Below are 25,271 nucleotides of genomic sequence, written 5' to 3'. Positions count from 1 at the left end.
CGGCATCACAGAGCCGGGGAAACCCGGGTGAAGAGCCCCGTCTCCACCGTGAGGCCGGGCCCGAATGCCATGGAACAGATGCGTTCCTCCCGCTCAGCCGGGGTTTGTCCCAGGATGTGTTTCAAGACGAAGAGCACGGTGGCGCTGCTCATGTTGCCATAGTCGCGGAGGACGTCACGGGCGGGAATCATCTGTTCTTCGGTGAGTTCAAGCTTCGACTCGACTTTGTCGAGGATGCTGCGGCCGCCGGGATGGATGGCCCAATGCGTAATGTCCCTGTAGGGGAGTCCGGCCAGGGAGGGGTCCCGGGCAAGCAGCGGTTCGAGCGCGCCGGTGATGTGCTCCTCGATGATGTGCGGCACGTACGTGCCGAGAACCATTTCGAAGCCTTCGTCGCCAATGTTCCAGGCCATGGCTTCTTCGCCGACCGGCGTCAGGACAGTCTCGAAGTGATCCAGCCTGATCACCGGGTCCGGCCCCTCAGGCTCACGGGAAGTCACGACGGCGGCCGCCGCGCCGTCCGCAAAGATGGCCGACCCCATGATGGTGTCCGGATCATTTGAGGTCCGGACGTGGAGCGAGCAAAGTTCCGCACAGATAACGAGGACGACGGCAGAGGGATCGGCCTGGCAGAACTGCCGGGCTGCGCGGAGGGCGGGGAACGCTGCGTAGCAACCCATGAAGCCAAGGTGATAGCGCTGCACGGCCGGACTCAGTCCGAGGGCCCTGACCACTTTGTAATCGGGGCCGGGATTGAAAAAACCCGTACAGGAAACGGTGATGACATGGGTTATGTCAAGTAAATCAATATCGGGACATTTCCCGACGGCGGCCTTGGCGGCCTCAATGAACAATTTGGTGGCTTCGACGGCAAATATCTCGTTGCGGACTTTGGTGCTGGGGCTAAGTACACGGCCTGTCGCGGGGTCAAAGAATGACGGATTCTCGGAGTGGTTGTCCAAGGACAATTCGGCCACTGCGGTGAATCGGGTGTCGATGGCTGCTGAATCAAAACAGGTTCGCACCAGTCTGGACCCGAGCCGTGTCAGGCCGGGTTGGGATGCAAAAACGTCGCGCGCCTGTGGTTGCACAAGCACTGTGGGCGGTACGGCAGTTTCCAGAGACCTCACGTAGACCGGCATGCTTCATTGTTGGCGACGAAGATGCCGTTGACAATGGCAGGGCGTGGAAATGTGGACGTTTTAGGGGTCCCGCCTGTTTTTCGGGAACCGGCGGACTCAACCGCATTCAGGGCCTCCAAAGCTTCTGCGACACAAAGTGAAGCGACGGGCCACTAGTTCTAATAGCAGCCCATTTGTACGTTTGCCGAGTTCGCCGAGCGGCTGGACGGCAACAGGGCGGTCCTTAGTGCATTTGGGGAGGTGCGCAGGTATGCAGGGGGATCTGGATGTCGGGGGTGCGCGTGTCAAGGTGAAGCGGTTGCGCCTGCGTTTGGCTGAGCTTGATCGCCAAGTGTGCGTGGTTGACCGGTTGCTCGGCCAGGTCGTGAAGCTTGCTTTGGAGCTGTATCAGGCGAGGGCATGGACGGCCTTTGGCCTGAGTACGTGGGCTGAGTTGGTGGAGGCTGAGCGGCTGGTCCTTCCGAGCCTGGGAGGCAGCGCCCGGGTGAGTATCGCCATGGAGTTGGCGGCCGGAAATTTGTCGCTTCGTGCGATCGCCCCGGTCCTGGGCGTATCCCACGAGACCGTGAAGACCCTCCTCGCAAAGGGCGTTGCAGCGGGTGGAACGCTGCCGTCCGTGAGATTGTCGCTGGACGGCAGAATGCGCCGCACTGCACCCGCAGTACCAAGGAATGTGATCGCGGGCGAACTTCTTCACTCGGATTCCAACTCGGACTCCAACGAGGGAATCTTCGATGTGGAGGGGTTTTTGGCCGATGTCGGCGCCTTGGACGTAGATCACGGTCCTTCCGACGCGGCTGTGCTGGCCGAACTCCAGCTGCGGGAGTTGATCGACTCTATCCGGAATATGGGATCCTCTGAGCTAGTCGTCCAGCGCCTGCCCGAGGCGCATCCCGCACGACGACGCCGGCTGGCCGCCCAGTTCCACGCGGCCGCGGAACTGATGAGCGATGTTGCGAAGCAGTGGGGTGTCGCCGCGTGAGTCCCGGAACCCACGGCCGGTTTTCGACGCCGGCCGAACGCGATGCCCTCCTGCGGGACCTCGTAGCCAGATGGCAGCGGGAAGGCCGGGACGGCCCTTCGGCCGGGCTGCTGTTCGGTTCGTTTCTTCCGGCGCTATTGTCCCGTTTCCAGCACGAGTTCCCCTCGATTGCCCCGGAAGATGCACTGTTCTACGCCACGGAAGTTCTTTGCGACCGGGGGATACCTGTGGACGTCCCGGCTTGCGCGTGGCTGCTGACGGTTGTCCGCAACGGACTCCGGACCTGGACAGTCACCCAACGCCACTGGCTCTCAGAGCGAGATGTGCGGAACGGTGTGTGGGCAGACGTGAAGAAGAACCACGCCCTGGGGGAGGTGGCGCCGCTGGTGTCGGTGTACGGACATGAGTGCGAATGGCCCCAGATTCCGTTGGCCATTTCGCCAATGCCCGCCGGTTCATCGCCTCTCTGGGAGGAACTAAAGGCGTTGTTGATCAGGGCTGGCTGGGATCGCGACGTCGCAGAGCAGGGTCTGCAGGTGATCGAGCAAAGGGCATCCCGGCACATGGAGGAGATCTCCTTCGGATCAGAACCAGGGGCCGCGCTCTCCCGCTTAGAAACGAACAGGGCCTTGAGCTGCGTACCCAGAGGCCATAAGAGGGCGCTCGTGGACTTCGTCTGCAGCGAACGCGGATATCTCTGGGGCCGTCTCCAGGGAATTTCCCCTGCCAATGCCCTTGCCCTGCCCGGGGTCCAGGAGGCGTTGGCTTCGCTGGTCTGGAGCAAGGCGAGACCTAAGAACGCCAGAACCGGGAGCTACGCGTCACGTGGAATGCATTCGCGGGAGGACATCCCTGCATGACGGAGCCAACCCAGTCTGGACTGGAAGTGGTTCGTCATGGCCAGGGGATTGCGGTGGCCACGGTGTTGTTGGCGAACTGGGCTTGCCCCGCAATTGGCACGAAGGGGCTGGCAAGGTCACAGGTGACGATCCGCAGTAGGTGTGGGCCGTCGGTGGCAAAGGTATCTGCGGGCAGGGACGTTTTGGCCAATGATTCCAAACCGATGATTTTGTATCTGCAGGAAACGCCGGCGTTGTCGGATACGTAGACGGGCATGCCCGGGGTCACCCGGACGAGGGAAGCCATTGGCGCGAGGGACCCATCCGGGAAGTTCACGTGCCCGGCCAGTAGGGTCGATCCCTTCGCGGCACACACAGCCGCCGAGCCTGTGTAGCGGGCAGCTTCGGAGGCATCCGGGACTACCAGGTAGCCGGAACCGTCACGGCCTTGGTCCACGAGCCCCACTTTGAGGTCCACGCCCGGGATGGAGAGCGTGTCAGGCCGAAGGCTGGGGATCGCGGCCGGGCTGGTGTAGGTGTCCGGTCCGGCGGAAGTAGGCGGCGCCAGCACAGGTGCCCGCGGAGTCGGCGGGGGAGCGGATGGCGCTGTGAAGGCCAAGATGCCTGCGGTGGCTCCGGCCACGCTACAGGTGACGACAGTGGTCAGTGCAACGTTGTTCCACCGGGCGCGGGGATAGCTGCAGGTTTTGATCATTGGATTGTCCTAAGGTGTGGGGCGGGGCACCCGGTGATCAGCATGGGTGGCTGGATCCGGGTGCCCCGCGTCAATCTGAGAGCTGGGTGCTTCTAGTCAGCATGTTCGTCCGCTGGGACGTTGTCCGTTTCAACTCCGCGGTTGTCGAAGCGTTTGCGGTACAACAGCCCTGCTCCTCCGAGGAGTGCCAGTGCGAAGGCGGTGACGCCTGTGATTAGCAGCGGCATGTTCGGCCCGGTTTCCTGCGCCGTGCCGGTGGTGGGCGCGAATCCGGTGTTGACCATCAGGGCCGGCTTGGCTGGGCTAACGGTGACGGCTTCGGGGAAGGCGATGACAGTTTCGTTCTTCTCGCCGCAGTTGCCCTTATGCAACTGCGCGGTGAATGGTTTCTTGCCCTCGCCCTTGTCGATCGTCAGCTTAAGTTCCTCTACGTATCCGTAGGTGCCTTTGTGGGCGATGGTATAGCTCGGGTAGGTGATTTCACCGGCACCGGTGACGTCCTGGTCGGGGGAGGACCAGGACGGATTGGCGCAGACGGCCTGGGCGGATCCGTCGGTCGAGTCGTCAAACTTGTACTGGTTCACTTTGGTGGTGACTTTGATGCCGGTGCCGGAAGGGATGGTGCCCGAGATGATTCCGATGTCGTGAGCCAAAAGCGGTACGGTGCCGTTCTCGGAGGCTTTGGTGACAATCGAAGGTTTCTCGACTGGGACGGTTTCGTTGGGCAGCAGTTCCTTGCCGTCCCATGCCTTGGTGGACTCGGTACCGTCGATCTTCTCGGAGAAGTACAGGTTGGCTTTCAGGCCCCTGGCCCACTTCTCGGCGACGATCTTCTCCCATGGAACCTCGACGGCCGCGGTCCTGAATTCGCCGTTGCCCGTGACCTTCGTGGTGACGGTACCGATGACCTCGGCATCGGCCGGTGCAGTGTCGGAGCCGCCGGCAATCGGGGAGGCGGAGGTCAGGATCAGATCCGTTATCGCCGAGAGTGTCTTACCGGGCTCGTTGCCGGTCACGGTGATGATGTCGTGGACCTTGCCGTTTTCAATGGCCGATGCCTTGGTCACGACCTCGGGCTGGTATTTCTGGATCGTTTCCTCGTTCGGGTCGTTGAAACCAGCCGTCCAATCAGCACGAAAGTACTGCTGCAGTTCCGCGGGCTGGGCTGCCTTGGAGAAGCGGGCCACCGGGTAGTAATAGCCGGCCTTGTCCGCGTTTTTGTCAGCGGTCACCTTCACGTCACCCGGTCCCGTTGCGGTGCCCGTCCCAGAGGCGACCTTCACAGCGGTTGCAGGGACTTGGGCGGCAGGGGCGAGTTTGACGGGGCTGTAGTACCAGTCGATATCGAAGCGGCCCGGGACGCGGCCGCCGTTCACGAACGCCCAGTCATTGGCGTTTCCCGTGGACGTGTTCACGTGCAGAACGTCCACCAGCGCCTGGCCGCCCTCGACAAACCGGCCAGCTGTGGAGGTTGCTACGGGCTGAAAATCGAAGATCACTTTGGCATCGGCCGATGTTCCCGCGACAGGTTGAGCCCCGCCGGCGACGAGAAGGTTCTGGAAGCCCGGCACAGAGTATGTGGTAGCCGACGACCCGGGTGCGTCGATCGTCAGCGTCACCGACACTGTTCCGTTTCCAGTAGCCGTGAAGCCGAGCCGATCTCCGGTACGGGCGTTGACTGCCTGTGAGTTCGTTCCTGCCCACACGGCGGGGCCGTTCAGGATGGCGCGGGCCGAGAAACCGTTCAACTTGTTCCCGGCTGCGGAAATCAGTTCCGTCGAGGTGACTATACCGCCGCGACCGTTCGCGTCCATCGAGAGTTTAGGTTGCGTGGAGTACGGACCGGAATTGGCCCGGGCGTCGGCGAGTATCGCCGCGGCCTGGGCACGGACACCGGGCAGTTGCGGATCAGCCGAGTCCCGGAGGTTGGGGTAGGGAGCCCCGATGCCGTTCCACGGCACGTTGAACCTCGGATCCGCGAGTTCGTGCGCCAGGTACGCCAAGGCGGGGTGGTTTGCAGGGTCGCCCTGGTACTTCTGGATCGCGTAGTTAAGCTGCGGGTTTCCGAGGGAACCCACCGCCCCGGACCCGGCTGGCCCGGCCGGGATCCCGACGTCGAAGCAGAAGGCCGTGGGACCCCCGGCGGCGCCGTTCAGGTTCAGGGAACCCAGCCACATCGACCAATCTCCAAACGCCCGGGGCGGCGGAGCCTGGACGATGATGCCCGATTGGTGCATGCCCGGCAGGTCAGTTGCGGCCTGCGCCGCAGGCGCGGCCAAGATGCCTCCGGTCCCGATAGCGGAGAGGACAAGGGCGCCGGCAGCTGCCAGGGCACCGGACTTGGCGAACGCCCGCCGGCCCCTTGTCTGTCCCGGCGGGTTTCCGGCGTCTGGTTCGAATCTTCCTTGACTCACTTATGTTCCCTTCTCTTCAAACGCGCCCATAGACGCGATGACCACGCTTTGGGTGGTCCTGTTTGTAGAGAGCCGGACAAATCGCAGTCCGAGAGAAGGGCTTGGCTTTCAAACTGTCAGGGCTTGTAAGAGACGCTTTCAGCGCCTTCAACTGTCAAGAACTTGACAGTTGAAACGGGCGGACAGGGCCAACGCGGGTTCGGTCACGCCCAGGGAGCGTCCGGGCTTTCGTTAAGGAAGTTCGCCGTTGCTCACCAATGGCGCATCTTTCCTCAAGGAGTTCGGCTAACGCGGCTTGTAGACGTCGGACCGGTGTTCGATGCGGAGGACATACAGGATGCGTTCTTCGATGTCGAGTGTGAACAGCACCCTGTAGTCGCCGCGCCGTGCGGTGCGGAGTCCGAGCAGTTCGTTCGTAAGGGGTTTGCTCAGTCGGTGGGGATTGTCGGCAAGTGCGCCGGTGACGAATTCGACGATCGCGGTTGCTGCTTTCTCCGGTAGCCGCCGGAAACCCTTCAGTGCCGGGCTGGTGACTTCGACGTTCCATGGGGCGGAACCAGTGGATTCTGCGTCGGTCACCGCGGCGGCAGCCCGAACTCGCGGCGGAGGTCTGCGCCGCTGGTCGTGTTGCCCTCGACGATGTCGCGCCGGGCCTGATCTAGGTCTTCGCGGATGCCCGGCTGTGACAACCAGTGGATGGTCTCCTGCAGGGATTCCAGGTCATCGGCGGACATCAGCACCGCTGACGGGTGCCCGTGACGGGTGATCTGGATGATCTCGTGCGTCCTGTCGGCTTCCTCCACGAGGGCGGACAGCTTGTCCTTGGCTTCGCTGAGCGGTACCGTTCTCATGCTGGAATTATAGCCTGATATCAGGCCATCAACTAGCCTGACTTTTAGCCGATAATCTACATTATGTAAAGCAATATTCTGCGTATCTCATCACATGAATCAATTCGCCCCGATCCCCTGGGCTTCGTCGAGATGCGTCGATCCCGGAATTGCACGGTTTTATGCCTCCCGGGACTCCCGCGGGCGTTCCTGCACGCCGAGAACGCCAGCGACGCCTTGGTCACGCTGCATCGGCCGGACGCCTGCCAACTCCAAGATTTCCCGCGCTACGGATTCTGGTGTCCTGTCCGTTGAGTCCAAGACCACGTCGTCCAAGGATTCATTGATCAGAATGTTCTCCAACTCGACCGATCTGGCCAAATGCCAGCCAAGTCGCTTCGGATCCCCCTGATGCCGCTTCATCAGGCGGGTTCTTATGACGCCCTCGCTGGCGGTGATTCGATACACCCGGAGTGGTCTGCCTCCGAGGGCGCGAGAATAACGCTTGACTTCGGAGGCGTCCTCAATGACACCGGCGATGACGAAAGCTTCGATGCCGGCGCCAGTATAGTTATTGACCAGCGCTGCGAGATTGACGAGTTCAAGTTCGTGGTTGAACCGGTCTTCCTTTGGCGTTGGCCAAGCCCTGCGTATCGCGTCCAGATCGATGATGGCATGGGCGATTCCGAGTACTTCTAAAGCCTCACCAATACAATCGGCCACGGTGGTCTTGCCAGACCCTACCGTTCCGTTCAGAACAATTCCTTCTCGGAAACCCGCCATGATCGAATCATAACCAGGCCTTTGCGGATCACCCGCAGTCTCGACCTCCCAACCGCAGGCTAAGCCGATGGCCACCCGATACTTCTGGGGACAATCCGAAGCGATAGCGCACGTAATGACACCCGCGTCAAGGGAAATGGCTCTCTCAGGCCTACGGGATTCGATGGGTTGACGAAGAAGGCAGGTCATCGCCGCGACGGCGATGACCGACAGTAGTGTGTTTTGGATTATGGGGCGTCCGGCCTGGCAGGGCGTTCAGGGAGTTTGGGGTCCTTGCCTTGTTCTCGCCAGAATTCGTCCCTTTGCCACAGTGAAAACCGGGTGGCCCAGACGCCCAAAACGATGGCTCCAGCCCCGAGGATGGCAACTTTGATCCAGATCCACGGCTCGGAGGTGAACGGCAGCAAGTTCAAGGCCAGCGCGATTGGCGTGAAGAACATCATGTAGTAAGTGAGCCGGCGGAATCTCCGCTGGACTTCGAGGCTGGCGCGGACAGGATACTTATCTACCGGAAGCAAACGCGCCTGCTGCCAACGTTTGTACGTGTACGGCAGCATGAATGTGAACAAGACCAATGTGCCGACTCCCGGAGCAAAGTCCCACACGCTTGTCTTGGCGTCGGCTCTATAGAAAACGAGAAGCACGGCCCCAACACTCAGCACGCACAGCGTGACTTGAATCCAGAACATCGAGCGCAACAACTTTAGGTTGCTCTTTTGACCGGCTGCTTCCCAGTCCACCATCTCATCAGCGTAAATGGCCCAAAACCCGAGCGTAAGTGGCTCCCGACACCACCTCTGCCTTACGAAGGATGGCCGCTCGACGGACGCTCAAAGTTCCCCTCACGGGACCTTGCGCTGGCGGAACCACTATTTACAATTCGGTTGAACAATGGCTGACACGACATCAAACGCAGGATTTCGACGATTTGGGTCAACTTAATTGAGAGCGGAATGCCCCTCTCTCCCCCGTTCATCGGCAAGCTTCCTTCGCCGGCTGGCCTAGAGTTCCCTGAAGTAGACCGTCACGGGAATCTGCCTGCAGCCAAGACTCTCGTAAAGTGCCCTGGCAGGCGCATGAAATGAATCGCCACCTGTTCCGGTTTCGACGATCCTCGCCCCGAGAGCCTTCATTCCACGCATGGCGTGCTCGCAAAGATCGCGGCCAACATGGCCGCCGCGAAACGCGGGGGCCACCGCGAGGATGCTAATCCTCCCATGGTCTCGCAGCGGTTCGACGCTCCAGCCAACATAACCGGCAAGGCAACCTTCAGCCTCAGCAACATCGACATATTGGTGGTCAGCGGGTTTATGCAGTTCGGGGATCATCGACACATAATCTTCGCGCCAGCTCCCGTGCTGGACGGAGAAAATCAATTCTCCCATCAGCGGGCGGAACGATTCTTCGTAGAAGGGTTCGAAGACCGACAAAGTCAGATCTAAAATTGGCTGCTCATCTGTGGGAACAAACGGTCGTATGAACATGGAATGGGCCTTTCGCACGATGAACAGGGCATAATCCAGCCAACACCAACCAGAATGGGCGGTGACTGTCCTTCAGAAACGCGTGCGAACCGCGACAAAGAATGCTGCCCTAAAACACCTCCTCCGGATCCACCGTGGATGTTGCGTACTCCGGACGCCCGGCGGGCCGATAAGACTGGATGGTGATGCCCCGGGACGTCGTACGTGAGTTGAGCAGCTCGAGCGCCAGGTCCGGGCCGGATTCGGGGAACAACCGTGTGCCCTGGCCGACCACCACGGGATAGGTGATCAAATCGAGCTGGTCCACCAGGTGGTTCGCGAGCAGCCATCGGACCAGGACGCCGCTGCCCGGTACCAGCAGGTCGCCGTCGTGATGTGCCTTCAGCTCAGCGATTGCCGTGGCGAGGTCGCCGGCCAGGACCGTGGTGCCAGACCATTGCGGGTCGGTGAGGCTCGTTGATGCGACGTATTTGGGGCGGCTGTCCAACGCGGCCGCGATCGGGTTGGTGCTCGGATCGATCATCGCTCCCCAGTAAGGGGCGAAAATCTCGTAGGTCCGCCGGCCGAAGAGGAACGCGGACGCACCGCCGTAGACCTCGCTGAGATAGTCCCCCGCTTCGGTGTCGAGAAGCGGTATGGCCCATCCCCCGCGGTCAAAGCCGCCTCTGCGATCTTCGTCGGCTCCGCCCAAGCCCTGCATCACGCCGTCCACTGAGACGTTGGTCGTGGTCTTCAACCTCATGTCGTTTCACCCCGTCGAACAACGGCCGCGGACCCCTTCTGGATCCACGCTACTTGCCCACATTCTCCCAAGCCTCACGCCCTCGGCGTGGTATCGCCGTCGAACGCTAAAGAGTGCCACGAGCGGTTCGACCATGGCCGCGCCTTCCATGCGACGATATCCGGATGGAACAGACCCCGGATGTACTGCGTTATGCCGCCTTTACCGCCACTCCCGACGGAGGAAATCCGGCGGGAGTCGTCCTGGACGCAAGCGGCGTTGACGACGCCGGGATGCAGGGAATCGCGGCTGACATCGGTTACGCGGAAACGGTCTTTGTTACCGAGATGGCCGTTGACGGGGACGGCCGCCGAAACCGTGTGCGGTACTTCTCCCCCATCGCCGAAGTACCGTTTTGCGGCCATGCGACTATCGCTTTGGCTGTCGCGCTGTCAGGGCGCGACGGTGCGGGAACCTTTGTATTCGACACTGAGGTAGGGCCAGTGGTGATTGAGACGGCGGGCCGCGGCGGCACGGTCACGGCAAGCTTCACGAGCGTGGAGCCCCAAATTGCCGAGTTCTCCGACGGTGTTCTGGGTTCCCTGCTCGGATTGCTCGGCGTGGGCCAAAGCGAACTGCACCCGGGCTACCCGCCGATGGTTGCTTTTGCCGGAAACTGGCACCCCATTCTGGTCTTCGCCGAACGGAGCACCTTTGACTCCTTCGTTTTCGACCCGGATGCCATGCGCGCGCTGATGGATGTCCAGGGCTGGGCCGGCACCGTCACGACGCTCTGCGAGATCGGTGGCGGCGAGTTTGATTCACGCAATCTATTCCCCGTAGGAACCATCGCTGAAGATCCGGCGACAGGTTCAGCCGCCGCGGCTTTCGGCGCGTACCTTCGGCTGCTTTCCCTCGTGGAGACGCCCACCCGGGTGATTGTGCACCAAGGCAGCCACGTCGGCCGCCCGAGTGTCCTCACGGTCGACATCCCGCCGCAGGGTGGGATTGTCGTGAGTGGCGAAGCCGTAGAGATTGCCGAGCCCTCATAACCAATCCGGGCCCCACAGAATAAAGATAGTAAGGCAACCTTTTCAGTTTGCCTTACTATCTGCTAGCGTCGTTGTTATGAACCCTCCCCCGGACGCAGATGCGGCGGGCATGCTCGAAGCTGCCGCGGAGCTTCGTGTCCTTATTGGCCAGTTGACCCGGCGGCTGCGTGAGCAGTCCCAAGTGGACAACCTGACCCAAGTGGACAAACTGACAAATGCGCAAAAGGCCGTGCTGATCCATTTGGATCGTGACGGCCAGGCCACCTTGTCCGCGCTGGCCCGCGCAGAGGGAATGCGTCCCCAGTCCATGGGCGCCATCATTTCCGCCCTTTCCAGCGCAGGACTCGTTGAGAGCGGCCCTGATCCAGCCGATGGCCGCCAGCGGATCCTGTCCCTCACAACCGAAGCCCGGGAGAGTATCAGCGCCAGCCGTGCGGCCAAGGCTGATTGGCTGTACCGCACCATCCAGTCCAAACTCACGCCGGACGAGCGGGAACGGCTGCCCGGCGCCATCCACCTACTCAAACGCTTTCTGGAGCCGTGATACCCATGACCATCACCACCTTGGACCCACAGACCGCCCTCATAATTGTTGACCTTCAGCGGGGAATAGTTGCTTCCCCGAAAGCTCATCCCCTCGAGCCAATCGTGCAGAATTCCGCTGCGCTTGCGGATGCCTTCCGTAGCCACGGACTGCCCGTGGTGTTGGTCAACGTCGCCGGCGGCGCCCCCGGCCGGACAGATCAAGGCAGCAGCGCGCGAAGGGAGTTCCCCGCCGATTTCGCCGAGCTCCTGCCTGAACTGAACCAGCAACCAAGCGACCACCTTGTCACCAAGAAGACCTGGGGAGCATTCACCAACACCGGCCTTGGGGCACTCCTGGAGGACCTCGGTGTAACCCAGGTGGTTCTGACCGGTGTCGCTACCAGCATTGGCGTTGAATCCACTGCACGGAGCGCCCACGAAGCCGGCCTCAATGTCACTTTGGCCCTCGATGCGATGACCGATCTGACGATGAACGCCCACGAGAACTCCGTCACCACGATTTTTCCCCGACTGGGCGAGACCGGAACGACGCAAGAAATACTGGACGTGCTCAAAGCCACCCGGTCGTGACCGCGCGGGACGCTGCCCTACCATCGAGCCCGTCGGCTGACACAGGCGACCGGCCACAGACTCCCCCACGGTCCGCGACTGGGGCCGAGACTTCAGGCCAAGGGAATCGGTCCTCGAACCCGCTGGGCTGGAGGTTCACGGCACCGCTGCTCCTTGGCTCCACGCTGAACCCGATCAACAGCTCAATGATCGCCACCGCGCTGGTCGGCATCGGGGCTGACTTTCGCTCGAGTCCGGGCGCCACCGCAGGGCTCATATCCGTCCTTTATCTATGCAGCGCAGTCGCCCAACCGACCATGGGGAAACTCTCCGTGCTCTTCGGGCCCAGGCGCGTATTCCTCTGCGGCGTCGCCGTCCTTTTGCTGGCAGGGGTTGTAGGAGTGCTGGCTCCAAACCTCGGCGTTCTGCTCGTTTCGCGGGCACTCATCGGTGTCGGGACTTCAGCGTGCTACCCGACGGCGATGGCGCTGGTCCGCCGGCGGGCCGATGAATCCGGTATCGGCGTGCCGGGCCGCGTCCTCGGCAACTTTTCGATCGCGGCCCAAGTGACCGCCGTCGTCGGTTTGCCCCTTGGTGGAGTGCTGGCCGGCTCGTTCGGCTGGCGGGCCCTGTTCGCAGTCAACATTCCGCTCTCCCTGCTGGCCTTCACCTTCACTTTGCTAGGAGTGGCGAAGGATGCGCCGGTCCGCACACAGGGCCTGCGCAGCCTGCTCACCATGCTGGACCTGCCGGGGATCGCCCTCTTCGCTGGTGCGATCGTCTCGCTGCTCGTGTTCCTTTCGGCCCTTACGACGCCGGCCTGGTGGCTGGCCGTGCTCGCGGTGGTGCTGGCGGGGGTGCTGCTGTTGCGGGAACGGCACGCCCGCAGTCCGCTGATCGATGTCCGGATGCTGGGCAGGAACCGACCACTGCAGCGCACCTACCTGCGTTCGATCCTGGCCGCACTGGCCACATATGCCTCGATGTACGGGGCCAGCCAGTGGATGGAACAAAGCATGGGGCTCAACGCGGCGACAGTAGGGCTGATTCTGATTCCGCTAAGCCTGCTGAGCATCGTCGTGGCGCGGGTCGTCTCCGCTCGGGCGTGGATCCGTTGGCCCCTGATCCTTGCGGGCGTCGCGTTGGCGCTCTCCGCAGGAGTGATGCTGCTGGTGAACCACGGATCCGGCGTCGCGCTGCTCATTGGTATGACCCTCCTGCTGGGCCTGACCAACGGCTTCAGCAGTTTCGCCAATCAGGCGGCGCTGTACCTGCAGACGACTGCCGCGGAGATCGCGGTGGCCTCCGGGTTGCTGCGGACGTCGATGTACTTGGGCGCGATCGGGTCCTCCAGCCTCATCGGTATCGCCTTCGGGCCGTCCGCCACCGATGCGGGTTTCCACACTTTGGCGTGGATCCTGGTCGCCATCGGTGCATCCATGGTTCTCCTGACGGCGTTTGACCGCAGCGTTCCGGCCGTCGCCGCGGAGCATTGAGCCCGACGGCGGGTGGTCACCGGGGCCGCCCGCCGGGTCATGGCCGTCACGAGCAAATCCTTGTCACGCTTCAACTCGTCTCCTAACCTTTCCTCATAGGTGAAGACCGCGCGTCGGAGACTCAAGTTGATTGAAGCAAAGTTGCATGGTCGGGATGTCCAGGTCGAGTGGATCGATGCTTTCCTGAACGAATCCGGAAGAGACTCCCTCCTCGTGGTCAGCGGAGAACCCGGAGTCGGAAAATCGGCCCTGCTTGAATTCCTCGGCGATCGGGCAGCACTGAACGGCACTCAAGTGCTTCGCGCGCGGGCCCTTGAGTTCGAAGCCGAACTTCCGTACAGCACAGTCAACCAACTGCTGCTCCCATTGATCGACTCGCTCCCCCAGCTCGCGCCGGATCACCAGAGGGCAATCGGCATCATCTGCGGACTTCGGACCGGGGCGATGCCCGGCCTCCTCGCTGCCGGCGCCGCGGCGCTTTCCCTCCTGCAACTGACCGCCGCAAAATCGGAATCCGTGCTCCTGATGGTGGATGACTCTCCATGGATGGACCTTCTTTCCGCCATGACGCTGACCTACCTTGGCCGCCGTCTTCGCGGCGCATCGGCCAAGATCCTTGTGGCAGCACGACTGGATGAGGACACAGTCTTCGTCCGCAGCGGCTTTCCGTCCCTTCTTGTTCCTCCGCTCAGCGACGACGCCGCGGACGCTCTGCTCGTCGACCGCTTTCCGGCTCTGCCCGCTAGCGTTCGACGGCGGATCCAAAGTGAGGCGCTCGGCAATCCACTCGGATTGCTGGAGCTCCCCGCAGCTCTCAAATACCCCCGTGCGCAGCCGTTGCCCAGCATGCTGCCGCTCACGAACCGGCTGAAACTGCTTTACGAAGACCGGCTTTCGGCGCTGCCTCCGCACACCCGTGAAATGTTGCTCTTCGTGGTCCTTGCCGGGGCCGAGAACAGGATGACCATCGAAAGATGCATTCCAACGAGCACGGGCCACAATGATTTCTCACCCGCAGAGTGCGCCGGCGTAGTGCGTTTCAACTCCCGTTCCGGGCGTTGGGAATTTCGTCACCCACTGATCCGCTCGGCGGTGTTCGAGCGCTCAACGGACGAAGAGCGCAGGCGCGTGCACGCAACCCTCGCCGACGCCTTCGCCGACGAACCTGAAAGGCGGGCCTGGCACCTCGGCCAAGCAGCAACAGGCCCCGATGAAGATGTTGCGGCGCTTCTCGAAAACGTGTCCCAGCGGTTCATTGAAATCGGCGACGGCACCCGGGCAACCGCTGCAATGCTCAGGGCTGCGGAACTGACTCCTTCCCTCAGCGGCCGTGAGCGCCGAGTGGCACGCGCGGCATACCTTGGATCATCGATTGCCGGGGCAATCGGAGAGAGTCCGGCTCTGCTCGCGGAGTCGCTTCGAAACCAGTCCCGTTCACCACAGCTGGCGACCGTCATCGCTGTCACGTACAACCTGCTCAACAGCGAGGGGGACGTTGCAACCGCAAGCAGACTCCTGCTTGCCGCCCTCGCAGCAGGGACTTCGCAGCAAGAAGCGGAAGGCCGCGATTATGCCGAAGCTCTCTACACGCTCGTCCTGGTCGGCTTTTTCGGGGGCAATGGCGACTTCTGGCAATCTCTCTTGGCCCAGTCGTCACCTGAAGGCCGGCTGCCCGAAGTACTCCAGTTTCAGCTCGAACTCTTCGTTGATACGGCTCGCGCTGAGGGAGCAGCCATCGAGCGCTTTCATCGCGCGATAGATGGTCTTCGATTCGTTACCGACCCGCTTCACATAGTTCGTTTCGCCACCGCTGGAGCCTACATCGATTCTCTCCGAGGCATGCGCGATGCCCTCTGGCACGTCGTCGAAGACGGTCGTAGAGGGGAAGCCATCACCCCCGCCATTCAGGCCCTCTTTCTGCTCGCCAATGACGACTACTTCAGTGGCAGCTGGGACGAGCTCGAATTGTTAGTCAAAGAGGGTATGGAACTCTCGATAGAACACGGCTACGCACTGACCACTGCACCGGCCAGGTTCCTGGAAGCGCTGGTTCAGGCGGCCCGTGGAGAGGAAGCCCTAGCCCATAGCATCGCCGAAGAGCTACTCATTTGGGCGGCGCCCCGCAGGCTTGTCGCCCTCGCCAATTATTCGTCACACATCCGGTGCCTCACGGCTTTGCCGGCCGGCCGGTTCGAAGAGGCCTTCACTCACGCGGCGACGATCAGCCCGCCAGGCATTCTTCCGGAGTACATCCCGCACGCCATTTGGTCGTCTTTCGATCTCATTGAAGCAGGCGCGCGATCGGGCCGCAGGCCCCAGGCGCTATTGCACCTACGGGCGTTCGAAAGTATTGAAGTCGCCAGCCACTCCTCGCGGCTCGGCGCCCTTGTCTTGGCCGCCCATGGATTGTTGGACGAGGGCCCGGCGTGGAAGGAAAAGTTCGAGTCTGCACTTGCCGCGCCAGACGGCGAGCATTGGCGGTTCGATCACGCTCGGATCCAGCTGCTGTTCGGAGAGGAACTCCGACGTCGGCGGGAACGCTCGGCCGCCAAGATCCAACTCGGCGAAGCGAAGACCGTGTTCCACCAATTGGGTGCCAAGGCGTGGGCCTCGCGCGCGGACAGGGAACTTCGCGCCCTTGGCGCACCTGAGGCGCGCTCCGCCGCACTGACCCCGCAAGAATCCGCGGTGGCCGACCTCGCTGCAACGGGGCTCTCGAACAAACAGATCGCAGAATCGCTCTTCTTGTCGCCGCGAACTGTTTCCACTCATCTCTCGCGTACTTTCTCAAAGCTCGGGATCTCGACGCGGGCCGGTTTGCGTGACGCCCTCTCGTCCGGGCCAAACAATCTACGTCCCTGAATGTACGTCAATTGACGGATTACCACGCGCGGCCGGAAGCCTAGCGTTGCTCCTGTCCAACACTGTGAGGAGCAAAGCATGAAACCAACGATCGTTCTCGTTCACGGCGGATTCGTCGACGGATCAGGCTGGCGGGGCGTGTACGACGAGCTGACAGCCGATGGCTTCGAGGTGCGCGTCGTGCAGAACCCCACAAAGTCGCTCGCCGACGACACGTCAACCACCCTCCAAGTGATTGACAAAGCCAATGGGCCTGTCGTTCTCGTGGGTCATTCGTATGGAGGGGCAGTCGTCACCGAAGCCGGAAATCACGAAAAAGTAGCGGCGCTTGTCTATATCACCGCGTTCGCCCCGGACCAGGGCGAGTCCGTTAACTCATTGCTGGGGACGTTCCCCGCCGACGGCCCGCAGCCACCCATCCTGCCGCCCGTCGACGGGTACCTCTTCCTCGACCGCGACAAGTTCCATGAGTCCTTCGCCGGCGACGTCACCCCCGAGGAAGCTGCATTCCTGGCCGACGCACAAGTTCCGTGGGGCCTCGAAGCGCTCGGTGGAGTCGTTTCCTCAGCCGCCTGGCGGGTGAAGCCAAGTTGGTATCTGCATGTCACCGAGGACAATATGATCCCGCCGGTGGCCCAGGCGAGCATGGCAGAGCGGATAGGCGCAACGGTCAGCGAGACGCCGGGAAGCCACGCCGTCTATGTGTCGCGGCCGAAGGTGGTCGCCGACGTGATCAGGAAGGCTGCTGCCTCCGTCGGATGAGCTGGACCAGGAACTGAGCCAGCCACGCACCGCCACCGGCCACTTGCGCGCCGTGTGGCGGTGCGGCCATTTCCGCCACCGCATTAAGGTTCCGTTAAGAACATTCACAAATTTGTGAATCGGGCGTAGCGTGCGAACAATGAACACAGTGATTGAGGCCCACAGCCTTGAGAAACGCTACGGACGGGTTCGCGCACTCGACGGACTCGAGCTATCTGTCGACGCCGGGGAGGTGCATGGCTTCCTCGGCCCAAACGGCGCGGGGAAATCCACCACCATCCGGGTGCTGCTTGGTCTTGCCCGGGCCAGCGGCGGAAGCGCGACGGTCTTCAGTCAGGATCCGTGGACGGACGCGGTGGAACTGCACAAGCGCATTGCATACGTGCCGGGCGACGTTAGCCTGTGGCCCAACCTCTCGGGTGGCGAGGCGATCGACCTACTCAGCCGCCTGCGCGGCGGCACAGCCGACAAGGCGGCATACGCTGAGCGCAAGGCCCGGCTCATCGAAGTCTTCCAGCTGGACCCGTCCAAGAAGGGGCGGTCCTATTCGAAAGGCAATCGCCAGAAAGTAGCCCTGATAGCCGCATTTGCGTCGCCAGCCGACGTGTACATCCTCGACGAACCCACCAGCGGGCTGGATCCGCTCATGGAAGGCGTCTTCAACCAGGAGATCAGGCGGGCGGCGTCGCTAGGCACCACCGTGCTTCTCTCCAGCCATATCCTGTCCGAGGTAGAGCAACTCTGCGACCGGGTGACCATCATCCGCGCCGGCAAGACGGTCGAATCCGGAACCCTTGCCGAGCTGCGCCACCTGACCCGGACCGAGGTGTCATTCGCACGCAACGGGCTGACGGACGCCGACATTGCCCGCATTCCATCAGTCCACGACGTCGCCCTGGTCAACGGTCGTGCCCGCTTCACAGTCGACAGCGACAAGATTTCGTCCCTGTTGCCCGTGCTTACGGAACTTGACGTCAAAGGCCTGAGGGTCGCTCCGCCGTCGCTCGAGGAACTGTTCCTGCGGCACTACGGTGACGAGCTCAACCCGGCTGAAGCGTCGCTCGCGCTGCACCCGTCACGCAAGGCCCGACGTCGGGAAGCGGCCAAGGAGGCGAGCTTGCGATGAGCACTTTGCTCACGTTGCTCCTTCAGCGACTACGGCGCGACCGCTTACAGCTGCTGATCTGGGTTGTCGGCATCGCGCTACTGGCTCTCTTCTCCGTCTCCGCGGTTGAAAAGACGTACGGCGACCCCGCGGGACGCGAGAATATCCTGCAGCTCGCCGTCGCCAACCCAAGCATTCTGATGCTTCGGGGAACACCCGAAGGAGGCGGGCTTGATCAATTCGTCTTCTTTGAAATCTTCACGTTCATCGCCGTGCTCGCCGGCCTCATGAACACTTTCCTGTCGGTGCGGCACTCGCGGGCCGAGGAGGAGTCCGGGAGGGCCGAACTCCTCGCCGCGACTCCGGCCGGGCGCACTTTGCCCACCGTGGCCACGATCATTTACGGTGCGCTCGTCAACGTTGTCAACGGGCTCTTCGTGGCGCTCGCCTTCATTGCCGGTGGACTGGATGCCAAGGGATCGTTCGTCGCCGGCTGCGCGACCGCCGCCGTCGGGCTCACCTTCCTCGCCGTCGGACTATTCGCCGCTCAACTCATGCGCACCTCCCGGGGCGCGAACGGCGTGGCCGCTGCGACCGTTACAGCCGCATATCTCATCCGTGGCATCGGTGACGCGCTCGGCACGCCATCCGTCGACCACCTCCACATGACGGTGGCATGGTGGAGCTGGATCTCACCCATCGGTTGGGGCCAGCAAACCCTGGCCTACGACGCGAACACCCTCACTCCCCTGCTGCTTAACCTGGCGCTTACCGCCGCATTCCTCTCGCTGGTCTTCGTACTTCAGGCACGACGCGATAGCGGTGCCAGCTTGCTCCCTGGCCGCCTCGGCCGCGTGGATGCCCGCAATTCCCTCTCCACTTCACTGGGTCTCGCGTGGCGACTGCAATGGCCGACAGTTGTGGGTTGGTGCGTTGGAAGCGCCGTCGCTGGTCTCCTCACGGGCACGCTTGCACATGCAGTCTCCGGCGCGGCAACAGCCGACCCAAATGTGGAGAAAGTCATGGAGAGCCTCATTCCCGGAGGCAAAGGCTCGCTCGTCCAGCTCTTTATCTCAGCGATTTTCGTGATGGTCGGCGTGCTTGCGGCCGCCTGTGCAACACAAGTCATCATCAGGATGCGGCAGGAAGAGGTCTCGGGAACAGCAGAACAAGTGCTCGCCACGCGGGTATCGCGAAGCCGGTGGCTGGTTGGCTACCTCACGGTGGGCACCGCTTCAATCGTGCTGGTGCTTCTTAGTGGCGCGGCTGCGTCGGGGCTTAGTGCCGTGGCAGTCGGCGATGATTCTGCCCGCGTCGGCGACTCCTTCGCGGCGGCAGCCGCCCAACTGCCGGCAGCATTGCTGTACCTCAGCGTGCTGGCACTCGTGTTCGTCGTGTTGCCCGGGTTGACCGTGGGCCTGGGTTGGACCCTGCTGGGCCTCGGCACGGTATTCGGGCTGTTCGGCGGACTCGTGGGCATGCCGGAATGGATGCGCGACATGTCGCCGTTCACCCACTCCCCTGTGCCGATCGGCACCTCCACGGACTGGAGCGGAGGCATATGGATGCTATGCATCGCGGTGGTGGTCGCCATTCTGGCGACAGTAGGTATGAAACAGCGTGAACTGACCACGGCTTAACGCTGGGGAACGGCCGCTCCCCACAGGCCAAGGAAGGTACGGCACTCGAACTGGCTCAGGGCGAGACCTGCGTCATCCCCTTCAGCTGTTTGCCGAAACCGCAGTCCCCAAGCCAAGTGCCGTGAGGATCGCGGCAGACGTCCGTTCGAGCGCTTTCGTGACAGATGGTCTCTTCAGCCAGAGAACGGCCTTAGTCGCCACCAAGGACAGGACTCCGAGGTAGAGCATCGAAATTGCGAAGTCGATGACTCCGAGCATCATCGTCAGTCCAAGCGACGCTTCCCCCGGAGGTAGGAACTGGGGCACAACCGCGAGGAAAAACAGGCCGACTTTGGGGTTGAGCATGCACGATACAAGTCCCGCGAAGAAGCTCGAGCGCAGTTTGGGGCCCGTCCCCGGGACGTCTTCTTCCTGGTGGGTGGACTGGCCGCGCCGGCTGTGGATAAAGGCGCTGATCCCCAGGTAGATCAGGTACAAGCCACCAATGATCTTCACTACCCGGTAGGCCTCGGCCGACTGTTCCAGAAGCGCCGCCAATCCAATGCCGACAAGCCCTGCCCAAAAGATGCTGCCGAGCGAGGAGCCGAGACCCGCTGAGAGGCCGGCCTTGACGTTTGACAGGCTGTACCTCAAGACGAGGAACGAGTCAGGACCCGGAGTGAGGGCCAAAATCACGCACAACCCAACAAACGCCGCAAGTGAACTCAGAGTCATGCTCCCATTGAATCATTGCGCGGTATCTGCACTGGGCGCCGCGGGCCTCACGGAACCTTCCCAGAGCCCACAGCTACAATAGGGCCGTCCGTATTTCCCCTGGAGAGGTAGTTCCCTTTTGGTCACTCGCCACGATGCACCCAGCCCGGAGCCGGGTCAGTCACCCCCTGTTGCCTACCCGGGCCAGGGAAAGCTGGCTGCCCGCAGCCGGCGGTTCAGCTTCCGCCGTTCGCCCCGCTGGTTCAAAATCACCAGCGCCGCAGTGGCTGTCTTGCTGATCGCAGTCATCGCGTTTGGAGGGTATTGGGTGTGGCGCCTTCAGTCCAACATCTCATCATCCGCACTCGGCGCCGGAGGCGTCAGGACGGAAGGACCGGTGGACGACAGCAAGGACCGGCTTCAAATCCTCGTTCTGGGTACCGATACCAGGAGCGGGAAGAACGGGCAGTTCGGCACGACCGACCAATCTTCGGGCTACGGCCAATCGGACGTCATGATGTTGCTGGATATTTCCGCGGACAACAACCATGTCAACGTCATCAGTTTCCCCCGGGACTTGTTGGTCGACGTACCGGCTTGTACCGACAACAAAACCGGCAAGCAATACCCCGAACGGCAAAATGCCATGATCAACAGTGCGATGGCCGAGGCTGGCATCGGCTGCGCAGTTGACACCGTCAACAAGCTCACGGGTTTGGAGGTTGACCACTTCATGATGGCCGACTTCAACGCCGTGACCGAACTATCCAAGGCCGTCGGCGGCGTCGATGTCTGCGTGAGCACTGCAGTCAACGACCCAGATTCCGGACTGCATTTGCCCAAGGGCACCTCGCAGGTGGAAGGCGACCAGGCCCTGGCTTTCCTGCGCACCCGCCATGCATTTTCCGACGGCGGAGACCTCGGACGAATCAAGGCGCAGCAATCGTTCCTCGGTTCCCTCGTACGGAAGCTCAAGGCCGACGGAACGCTCGGAAACCCCCAGAAGATGCTGAGCATCGCCGATACAGTCACGAAGAACCTCACCGTCGACAACGGTCTTGCCTCGGTTCCGGCCCTGTTGACCATCGCGGGCAGGCTCAAGAACATTGACCCGGCCAAGGTCAACTTCATCACTGTGCCCAACGTCCCGGCGGCGTCCGATCCCAACCGGCTCGACCTCGACCAGCCTGCTGCAAGCAACTTCTTTGCTGCCCTGACCAAGAGCCCCGACCTCAGCCAGCCCGCACCAAGCGCCGCGGCGTCCCCTGCTCCATCCACGGAAGCCCCGAAAGCCGGATACGACAAGTCGCTTCAACCGATCACCGTCGCGAATGGAACGGGCGTGACCGGCAGAAGCCAGGAGATCGGATCGATTCTCTCCGCCGGCGGATTCACGAAGCTGTCCAGGATCCAAGCCGACGCCAGGGCACAGACCATGGTCTACTACGGTGCAGGCTTTGCCGACGTTGCCGCGGACGTCGCCGCAATGTTCGGTTTGCCTGCGACGAGCGTGCAGCAGGTCGCCAGCGTCCAGGGGGTCCAGCTCTACGCCGGGCAAGACTTCGCCAGTGGCAACAAGCCGACGCTTCCGGCCCCCAAGCCCAACGATGTAGTTGCCCAGACCGCCCAAGACCAGACCTGCCAGACGACCAACCCGGTCGGATAGCCGGAAGACAGAGCGCCCTCCGTCCCCCATTGCGGGGCGGAGGGCGCTTTCTGTTTGTACTACTGAGGCTGCTCCCCCGAAACGTTGACTAGCCAGGCAATGCCGAACTTATCAGTCAGCATCCCGAAGATGTCTCCCCAGGGTGCCTTCTCCATCGGCACGGTGACAGTCCCGCCGTCGGCCAGTCCGTCCCAGTAGCCGCGGAGTTCCGCTTCGTCCTCGCCGCTGAGTGACACCGAGATGTTGTTTCCCGGGTTGTAGTCCATGCTGTTGGGGGTGTCTGCGGCCATGAGCAGCAGTCCGTTGTCTGTTTTGAGTGCCGAGTGCATGATCTTGTCGCTTTCGGCGGGGTCTTCGCTCGCGTGGAACTCCGCGAAAGTGCTTTGAGTCAGCTCGCCTCCGAAGACCGACTGGTAGAAGGCCATCGCCTCCTTGGCGTTGTCCCGAAAGCTGATGTACGGGTTGAGGTTCGTGGTCATTACGTGGCTCCTCAGTGTTTGGGGCAGCGCGATCGGCTACCTTTTCGTCATGCTAACAGCGCCGGACGGGACCATCCACAGGCAATTTGTCCGGCGCCCGGAGGGCGCTCTCAGCCGCTGTCGTGTGTCCTGCCCGACGGCGGCCGCCCCGCTTCCTAGCTGCCGCTCGTCTCCCGTCCGACGAGGCCTACGGTGTTGCCCTCGCTGTCTTCGACGAAGGCCATCCATTCATCGGTTCCAGCTGGTCCGAGGCTCCCGTCGACGTGACTGTAGACCAATTGTGGTTCCTGGATGATCTTTGTCCCTGAGGCGCGGAGTTCGTCAACAGCGACCTGGAGATTGACTACGTCAAGGTAGATCAGCGACGCCGGAGCGCCGCGATCGAGGAGAAGCCGGACGCCGTCGAGATCGAAGAAGAGCAGGCCGGGCGGATCGAATCTTCCGCTTGGCCCGCTGCCCAGCAGCCGGGAGTAGAACGCCGCTGCACGGTCGAGGTCCACTGCCCGCTGGGCAACCTGGATTAACCTCATGTTGTACCTCCGGGGATTGGCGTCACCTCAACTTCGGTAGCCATATCTTCCGCGGTCCACGTTGCTGGTTCAAGATGTGCCGGTTCGAGTTCGGCATCAGTGCGGGATAGTGTCGTGTCCATGCCTGCTGCAAAACCCGCCCTGGTCCGCACTGCCCTCATCGCCGGATTGGCCGACGCCATTCTCATTCTTGTTTTCGCTGCCATCGGCCGCGACGCACACCAGCGTGCTGACATTCTGACAGGGGTCTTTGCCACGGCCTGGCCGTTTCTTGCCGGCGCCGCGATCGGATGGCTCACCGTGAAGGTCTGGCGGGCACCCTTCCAGACGTGGCCGGCAGGCGTCGCCGTGTGGCTTGCAACCGTGGCCGGGGGCATGCTTTTGCGTGCGGCTACCGGACAGACAGTAGTACTAGCATTCATCATTGTCGCTCTCATCAGCTTGGCGATACTGCTGCTTGGCTACCGTTCTGTGATCGCCCTCGTGGTGCGGGTCCGCCGCCGGAGCCGCCGGTCCTAAGCACCCGCCGATGCACTAGGCTTGCTACGTCCACTGCTGCACTTCGGAAAGGCCGCCCCCAGTGATCACCGCTTTTGTCCTGATCAAGACCGACGCTTCACGCATCCCGGAGACGGCCGAGGAGATCTCCGCCATCCAAGGGATCAGCGAGGTCTACTCCGTCACAGGGGAATGGGACCTTATTGCCGTGGCGCGAGTGGCGAAGCATGAGGAATTGGCGGACGTCATTGCCGACAAACTCTCCAAGGTTCCCGCAGTGGTTCACACCACCACGCACATCGCCTTCCGCGCGTACTCACAGCATGATCTGGATGCCGCGTTTTCGCTCGGCTTCGAGCAGTAACCGCCGGCATCCTGGCGCTTTGCCTACCTTTGGGTGAGTCCGACCCACGTGTCAAGGACCCGGGTAGCCGCTCCGGAATCGATCGATTCCGCAGCCCGCAGCCAAGCTGACTTCATTCGATCCAGGAACGATCCGTCTGCGGCAGTGTCGAAGGCCACCAAGCCTGCGGCGGCGTTGAGCAACACGGCATCGCGGACCGGGCCCGGCTTCCCCTCAAGTACTTCGCGCACGACGGCGGCATTCGCCTCGGCGTTGCCGCCTCGAAGATCGGCGACGGTCGCCGCAGCGATCCCAAGATCCACCGGCGAGAACCGCTGCTCCGTGACGTGCCCGTTCCTGATTTCCCACACCGTGGATGGACCTGTGGTGGTGAGTTCATCAAGGCCGTCTTCCCCGCGGAACACCAGTCCGCGGCTCCCTCGCCGAGCCAGGACCCCGGCGATCAACGGAGCCATGGTGGCGTTGGCAACACCCACGGCTGAAGCCTGGACATGGGCCGGGTTGGTCATCGGTCCCAGGAAATTGAACGCCGTGGCAATGCCAAGTTCCGCCCGCACCACGCCGGTATGCCGGAATGACGGGTGGAATACCTGGGCGAAGCAAAAAGTGATCCCCGCCTCCTCGGCGTTGCGGGCTACGCGCTCGATCGGCAAGTCGAGCCTCACGCCCAAGGCTTCCAGGACGTCGGCCGAGCCCGACGACGACGATGCCGCCCGGTTGCCGTGCTTTACGACGCGCGCACCCGCCCCCGCCGCCACAAGGGCAGCCATCGTCGAGATGTTGACCGTGTTGAGGCGATCGCCGCCGGTTCCCACAATGTCAAGCTTTTCGCCCGGAATGCTCACAGGTTTGGCGTTGGAGAGCATCGCCTCGACCAGTCCGGTGACTTCATCCACCGTCTCCCCTTTGGCGCGCAGGGCCACCAGGAAACCGGCAATCTGGGAAGGGGCGGCCTCCCCGGACATGATCGTGTTCATGGCCCATGCCGTGTTCCCGACCGAGAGGTCATGCCCGTCGATCAATGCGGAGATGAGTCCGGGCCACGAGTTGCTTGCCTGCTCTGCAGATGCCTGTGAAGTCACCACTTGATGCTAGCGATCCACCCTGCTCCGTGACCAA

At 62.3% G+C, this 25,271-nt stretch carries 26 protein-coding genes; 13 read left to right on the top strand and 13 right to left on the bottom strand.

The features are described from left to right. Positions 1-5 precede the first annotated feature (5 nt). Positions 6-1,142: a type III polyketide synthase gene (locus AC1DJW_RS07835; RefSeq protein ID WP_284754286.1), complete on the bottom strand. Its 1,137-nt coding sequence runs from the start codon at positions 1,140-1,142 to the stop codon at positions 6-8. Between the two features lie 250 nt (positions 1,143-1,392). On the opposite strand from AC1DJW_RS07835, the gene AC1DJW_RS07830 reads away from it, so the two are divergent. Both AC1DJW_RS07830 and AC1DJW_RS07825 read left to right on the top strand, forming a co-directional pair. Then, complete coding sequence (locus AC1DJW_RS07830; protein WP_476901086.1) at positions 1,393-2,124, top strand: hypothetical protein; 732 nt, start codon at positions 1,393-1,395, stop codon at positions 2,122-2,124. Continuing rightward, positions 2,121-2,984: a hypothetical protein gene (locus AC1DJW_RS07825; RefSeq protein ID WP_476901085.1), complete on the top strand. Its 864-nt coding sequence runs from the start codon at positions 2,121-2,123 to the stop codon at positions 2,982-2,984. The genes AC1DJW_RS07830 and AC1DJW_RS07825 overlap by 4 nt, the downstream gene beginning before the upstream one ends. Before the next feature lie 34 nt (positions 2,985-3,018). Here AC1DJW_RS07825 and AC1DJW_RS07820 read toward each other — a convergent pair whose 3' ends face one another. The 8 genes from AC1DJW_RS07820 to AC1DJW_RS07785 form a co-directional block, all read right to left on the bottom strand. Continuing rightward, complete coding sequence (locus AC1DJW_RS07820) at positions 3,019-3,678, bottom strand: class F sortase (RefSeq protein WP_476901084.1); 660 nt, start codon at positions 3,676-3,678, stop codon at positions 3,019-3,021. Between the two features lie 92 nt (positions 3,679-3,770). Continuing rightward, a complete protein-coding gene (locus AC1DJW_RS07815) occupies positions 3,771-6,092 on the bottom strand; it encodes a hypothetical protein (RefSeq protein WP_476901083.1) in 2,322 nt (773 codons plus the stop codon). A gap of 285 nt (positions 6,093-6,377) precedes the next feature. Next, positions 6,378-6,671: a type II toxin-antitoxin system RelE family toxin gene (locus tag AC1DJW_RS07810; RefSeq protein ID WP_390277270.1), complete on the bottom strand. Its 294-nt coding sequence runs from the start codon at positions 6,669-6,671 to the stop codon at positions 6,378-6,380. Continuing rightward, positions 6,668-6,943 carry a type II toxin-antitoxin system Phd/YefM family antitoxin gene (locus AC1DJW_RS07805; protein ID WP_390277272.1) on the bottom strand — a complete coding sequence of 92 codons (276 nt, stop codon included), beginning with the start codon at positions 6,941-6,943 and terminating at the stop codon, positions 6,668-6,670. Before AC1DJW_RS07805 ends, AC1DJW_RS07810 begins: the two co-directional genes overlap by 4 nt. A gap of 159 nt (positions 6,944-7,102) precedes the next feature. Then, complete coding sequence (locus AC1DJW_RS07800; protein WP_476901082.1) at positions 7,103-7,780, bottom strand: AAA family ATPase; 678 nt, start codon at positions 7,778-7,780, stop codon at positions 7,103-7,105. A 152-nt stretch (positions 7,781-7,932) separates the two neighbouring features. Next, positions 7,933-8,448, bottom strand: coding sequence for a hypothetical protein (locus tag AC1DJW_RS07795; RefSeq protein WP_390277276.1), 516 nt, complete (start codon positions 8,446-8,448; stop codon positions 7,933-7,935). 258 nt (positions 8,449-8,706) lie between these two features. After that, positions 8,707-9,189 carry a GNAT family N-acetyltransferase gene (locus AC1DJW_RS07790; RefSeq protein ID WP_476901081.1) on the bottom strand — a complete coding sequence of 161 codons (483 nt, stop codon included), beginning with the start codon at positions 9,187-9,189 and terminating at the stop codon, positions 8,707-8,709. 109 nt (positions 9,190-9,298) lie between these two features. Continuing rightward, positions 9,299-9,931, bottom strand: a complete 633-nt coding sequence (locus tag AC1DJW_RS07785; RefSeq protein ID WP_476901080.1) for a dihydrofolate reductase family protein — start codon at positions 9,929-9,931, stop codon at positions 9,299-9,301. A 164-nt stretch (positions 9,932-10,095) separates the two neighbouring features. Between AC1DJW_RS07785 and AC1DJW_RS07780 the strand changes: the two genes are divergently transcribed. The 8 genes from AC1DJW_RS07780 to AC1DJW_RS07745 all read left to right on the top strand — a co-directional run bounded on the left by AC1DJW_RS07780 (position 10,096) and on the right by AC1DJW_RS07745 (position 19,922). Next, entirely contained in the window at positions 10,096-10,962 is an 867-nt protein-coding gene (locus tag AC1DJW_RS07780) for a PhzF family phenazine biosynthesis protein (protein WP_476901079.1), read from the top strand. 76 nt (positions 10,963-11,038) lie between these two features. Further along, positions 11,039-11,506 (top strand): MarR family winged helix-turn-helix transcriptional regulator, encoded by a 468-nt coding sequence (locus tag AC1DJW_RS07775; protein ID WP_476901078.1) that lies wholly within the window; start codon positions 11,039-11,041, stop codon positions 11,504-11,506. 5 nt (positions 11,507-11,511) lie between these two features. Further along, positions 11,512-12,078, top strand: coding sequence for a cysteine hydrolase family protein (locus tag AC1DJW_RS07770; RefSeq protein WP_390277285.1), 567 nt, complete (start codon positions 11,512-11,514; stop codon positions 12,076-12,078). Further along, on the top strand, positions 12,075-13,553 hold the full coding sequence (locus tag AC1DJW_RS07765; RefSeq protein ID WP_390277287.1) for an MFS transporter: 1,479 nt from the start codon (positions 12,075-12,077) through the stop codon (positions 13,551-13,553). Before AC1DJW_RS07770 ends, AC1DJW_RS07765 begins: the two co-directional genes overlap by 4 nt. A gap of 126 nt (positions 13,554-13,679) precedes the next feature. Next, entirely contained in the window at positions 13,680-16,415 is a 2,736-nt protein-coding gene (locus tag AC1DJW_RS07760; RefSeq protein WP_476901077.1) for a LuxR C-terminal-related transcriptional regulator, read from the top strand. Positions 16,416-16,493: 78 nt separating this feature from the next. After that, positions 16,494-17,177, top strand: a complete 684-nt coding sequence (locus AC1DJW_RS07755) for an alpha/beta fold hydrolase (RefSeq protein ID WP_459341642.1) — start codon at positions 16,494-16,496, stop codon at positions 17,175-17,177. 139 nt (positions 17,178-17,316) lie between these two features. Next, positions 17,317-18,303 carry an ABC transporter ATP-binding protein gene (locus AC1DJW_RS07750; RefSeq protein ID WP_476901076.1) on the top strand — a complete coding sequence of 329 codons (987 nt, stop codon included), beginning with the start codon at positions 17,317-17,319 and terminating at the stop codon, positions 18,301-18,303. Beyond that, entirely contained in the window at positions 18,300-19,922 is a 1,623-nt protein-coding gene (locus AC1DJW_RS07745) for an ABC transporter permease (protein ID WP_476901075.1), read from the top strand. The genes AC1DJW_RS07750 and AC1DJW_RS07745 overlap by 4 nt, the downstream gene beginning before the upstream one ends. 81 nt (positions 19,923-20,003) lie before the next feature. Here AC1DJW_RS07745 and AC1DJW_RS07740 read toward each other — a convergent pair whose 3' ends face one another. After that, on the bottom strand, positions 20,004-20,636 hold the full coding sequence (locus AC1DJW_RS07740; RefSeq protein ID WP_284752212.1) for a LysE family translocator: 633 nt from the start codon (positions 20,634-20,636) through the stop codon (positions 20,004-20,006). A 118-nt stretch (positions 20,637-20,754) separates the two neighbouring features. On the opposite strand from AC1DJW_RS07740, the gene AC1DJW_RS07735 reads away from it, so the two are divergent. After that, entirely contained in the window at positions 20,755-22,281 is a 1,527-nt protein-coding gene (locus tag AC1DJW_RS07735; RefSeq protein WP_390277299.1) for an LCP family protein, read from the top strand. 59 nt (positions 22,282-22,340) lie between these two features. Here AC1DJW_RS07735 and AC1DJW_RS07730 read toward each other — a convergent pair whose 3' ends face one another. Further along, positions 22,341-22,760: a VOC family protein gene (locus AC1DJW_RS07730; protein ID WP_284752214.1), complete on the bottom strand. Its 420-nt coding sequence runs from the start codon at positions 22,758-22,760 to the stop codon at positions 22,341-22,343. A 155-nt stretch (positions 22,761-22,915) separates the two neighbouring features. Then, positions 22,916-23,290: a VOC family protein gene (locus AC1DJW_RS07725; protein WP_284752215.1), complete on the bottom strand. Its 375-nt coding sequence runs from the start codon at positions 23,288-23,290 to the stop codon at positions 22,916-22,918. A 120-nt stretch (positions 23,291-23,410) separates the two neighbouring features. Between AC1DJW_RS07725 and AC1DJW_RS07720 the strand changes: the two genes are divergently transcribed. Both AC1DJW_RS07720 and AC1DJW_RS07715 read left to right on the top strand, forming a co-directional pair. Beyond that, positions 23,411-23,809 (top strand): DUF3054 domain-containing protein, encoded by a 399-nt coding sequence (locus AC1DJW_RS07720; protein ID WP_284752216.1) that lies wholly within the window; start codon positions 23,411-23,413, stop codon positions 23,807-23,809. 61 nt (positions 23,810-23,870) lie between these two features. Further along, positions 23,871-24,152 carry an Lrp/AsnC family transcriptional regulator gene (locus tag AC1DJW_RS07715; RefSeq protein WP_078108932.1) on the top strand — a complete coding sequence of 94 codons (282 nt, stop codon included), beginning with the start codon at positions 23,871-23,873 and terminating at the stop codon, positions 24,150-24,152. A 23-nt stretch (positions 24,153-24,175) separates the two neighbouring features. Here the strand turns inward: AC1DJW_RS07715 and trpD are convergent, their stop codons facing one another. Further along, on the bottom strand, positions 24,176-25,234 hold the full coding sequence (gene trpD, locus AC1DJW_RS07710) for an anthranilate phosphoribosyltransferase (RefSeq protein WP_476901074.1): 1,059 nt from the start codon (positions 25,232-25,234) through the stop codon (positions 24,176-24,178). Between the last annotated feature and the right edge of the window lie 37 nt (positions 25,235-25,271).

This window comes from Arthrobacter sp. 05L417, assembly GCF_056397865.1.
This window is presented reverse-complemented; position numbering and strand designations above follow the sequence as displayed.

What these genes read in the sequence shown, in the direction of transcription:
- AC1DJW_RS07835 (WP_284754286.1), bottom strand. Translation starts at nt 1,142, where the DNA reads ATGCCGGTCTACGTGAGGTCTCTGGAAACTGCCGTACCGCCCACAGTG.
- AC1DJW_RS07830 (WP_476901086.1), top strand. Translation starts at nt 1,393, where the DNA reads ATGCAGGGGGATCTGGATGTCGGGGGTGCGCGTGTCAAGGTGAAGCGG.
- AC1DJW_RS07820 (WP_476901084.1), bottom strand. Translation starts at nt 3,678, where the DNA reads ATGATCAAAACCTGCAGCTATCCCCGCGCCCGGTGGAACAACGTTGCA.
- AC1DJW_RS07805 (WP_390277272.1), bottom strand. Translation starts at nt 6,943, where the DNA reads ATGAGAACGGTACCGCTCAGCGAAGCCAAGGACAAGCTGTCCGCCCTC.
- AC1DJW_RS07795 (WP_390277276.1), bottom strand. Translation starts at nt 8,448, where the DNA reads ATGGTGGACTGGGAAGCAGCCGGTCAAAAGAGCAACCTAAAGTTGTTG.
- AC1DJW_RS07790 (WP_476901081.1), bottom strand. Translation starts at nt 9,189, where the DNA reads ATGTTCATACGACCGTTTGTTCCCACAGATGAGCAGCCAATTTTAGAT.
- AC1DJW_RS07785 (WP_476901080.1), bottom strand. Translation starts at nt 9,931, where the DNA reads ATGAGGTTGAAGACCACGACCAACGTCTCAGTGGACGGCGTGATGCAG.
- AC1DJW_RS07780 (WP_476901079.1), top strand. Translation starts at nt 10,096, where the DNA reads ATGGAACAGACCCCGGATGTACTGCGTTATGCCGCCTTTACCGCCACT.
- AC1DJW_RS07775 (WP_476901078.1), top strand. Translation starts at nt 11,039, where the DNA reads ATGAACCCTCCCCCGGACGCAGATGCGGCGGGCATGCTCGAAGCTGCC.
- AC1DJW_RS07770 (WP_390277285.1), top strand. Translation starts at nt 11,512, where the DNA reads ATGACCATCACCACCTTGGACCCACAGACCGCCCTCATAATTGTTGAC.
- AC1DJW_RS07755 (WP_459341642.1), top strand. Translation starts at nt 16,494, where the DNA reads ATGAAACCAACGATCGTTCTCGTTCACGGCGGATTCGTCGACGGATCA.
- AC1DJW_RS07750 (WP_476901076.1), top strand. Translation starts at nt 17,317, where the DNA reads ATGAACACAGTGATTGAGGCCCACAGCCTTGAGAAACGCTACGGACGG.
- AC1DJW_RS07745 (WP_476901075.1), top strand. Translation starts at nt 18,300, where the DNA reads ATGAGCACTTTGCTCACGTTGCTCCTTCAGCGACTACGGCGCGACCGC.
- AC1DJW_RS07740 (WP_284752212.1), bottom strand. Translation starts at nt 20,636, where the DNA reads ATGACTCTGAGTTCACTTGCGGCGTTTGTTGGGTTGTGCGTGATTTTG.
- AC1DJW_RS07730 (WP_284752214.1), bottom strand. Translation starts at nt 22,760, where the DNA reads ATGACCACGAACCTCAACCCGTACATCAGCTTTCGGGACAACGCCAAG.
- AC1DJW_RS07725 (WP_284752215.1), bottom strand. Translation starts at nt 23,290, where the DNA reads ATGAGGTTAATCCAGGTTGCCCAGCGGGCAGTGGACCTCGACCGTGCA.
- AC1DJW_RS07720 (WP_284752216.1), top strand. Translation starts at nt 23,411, where the DNA reads ATGCCTGCTGCAAAACCCGCCCTGGTCCGCACTGCCCTCATCGCCGGA.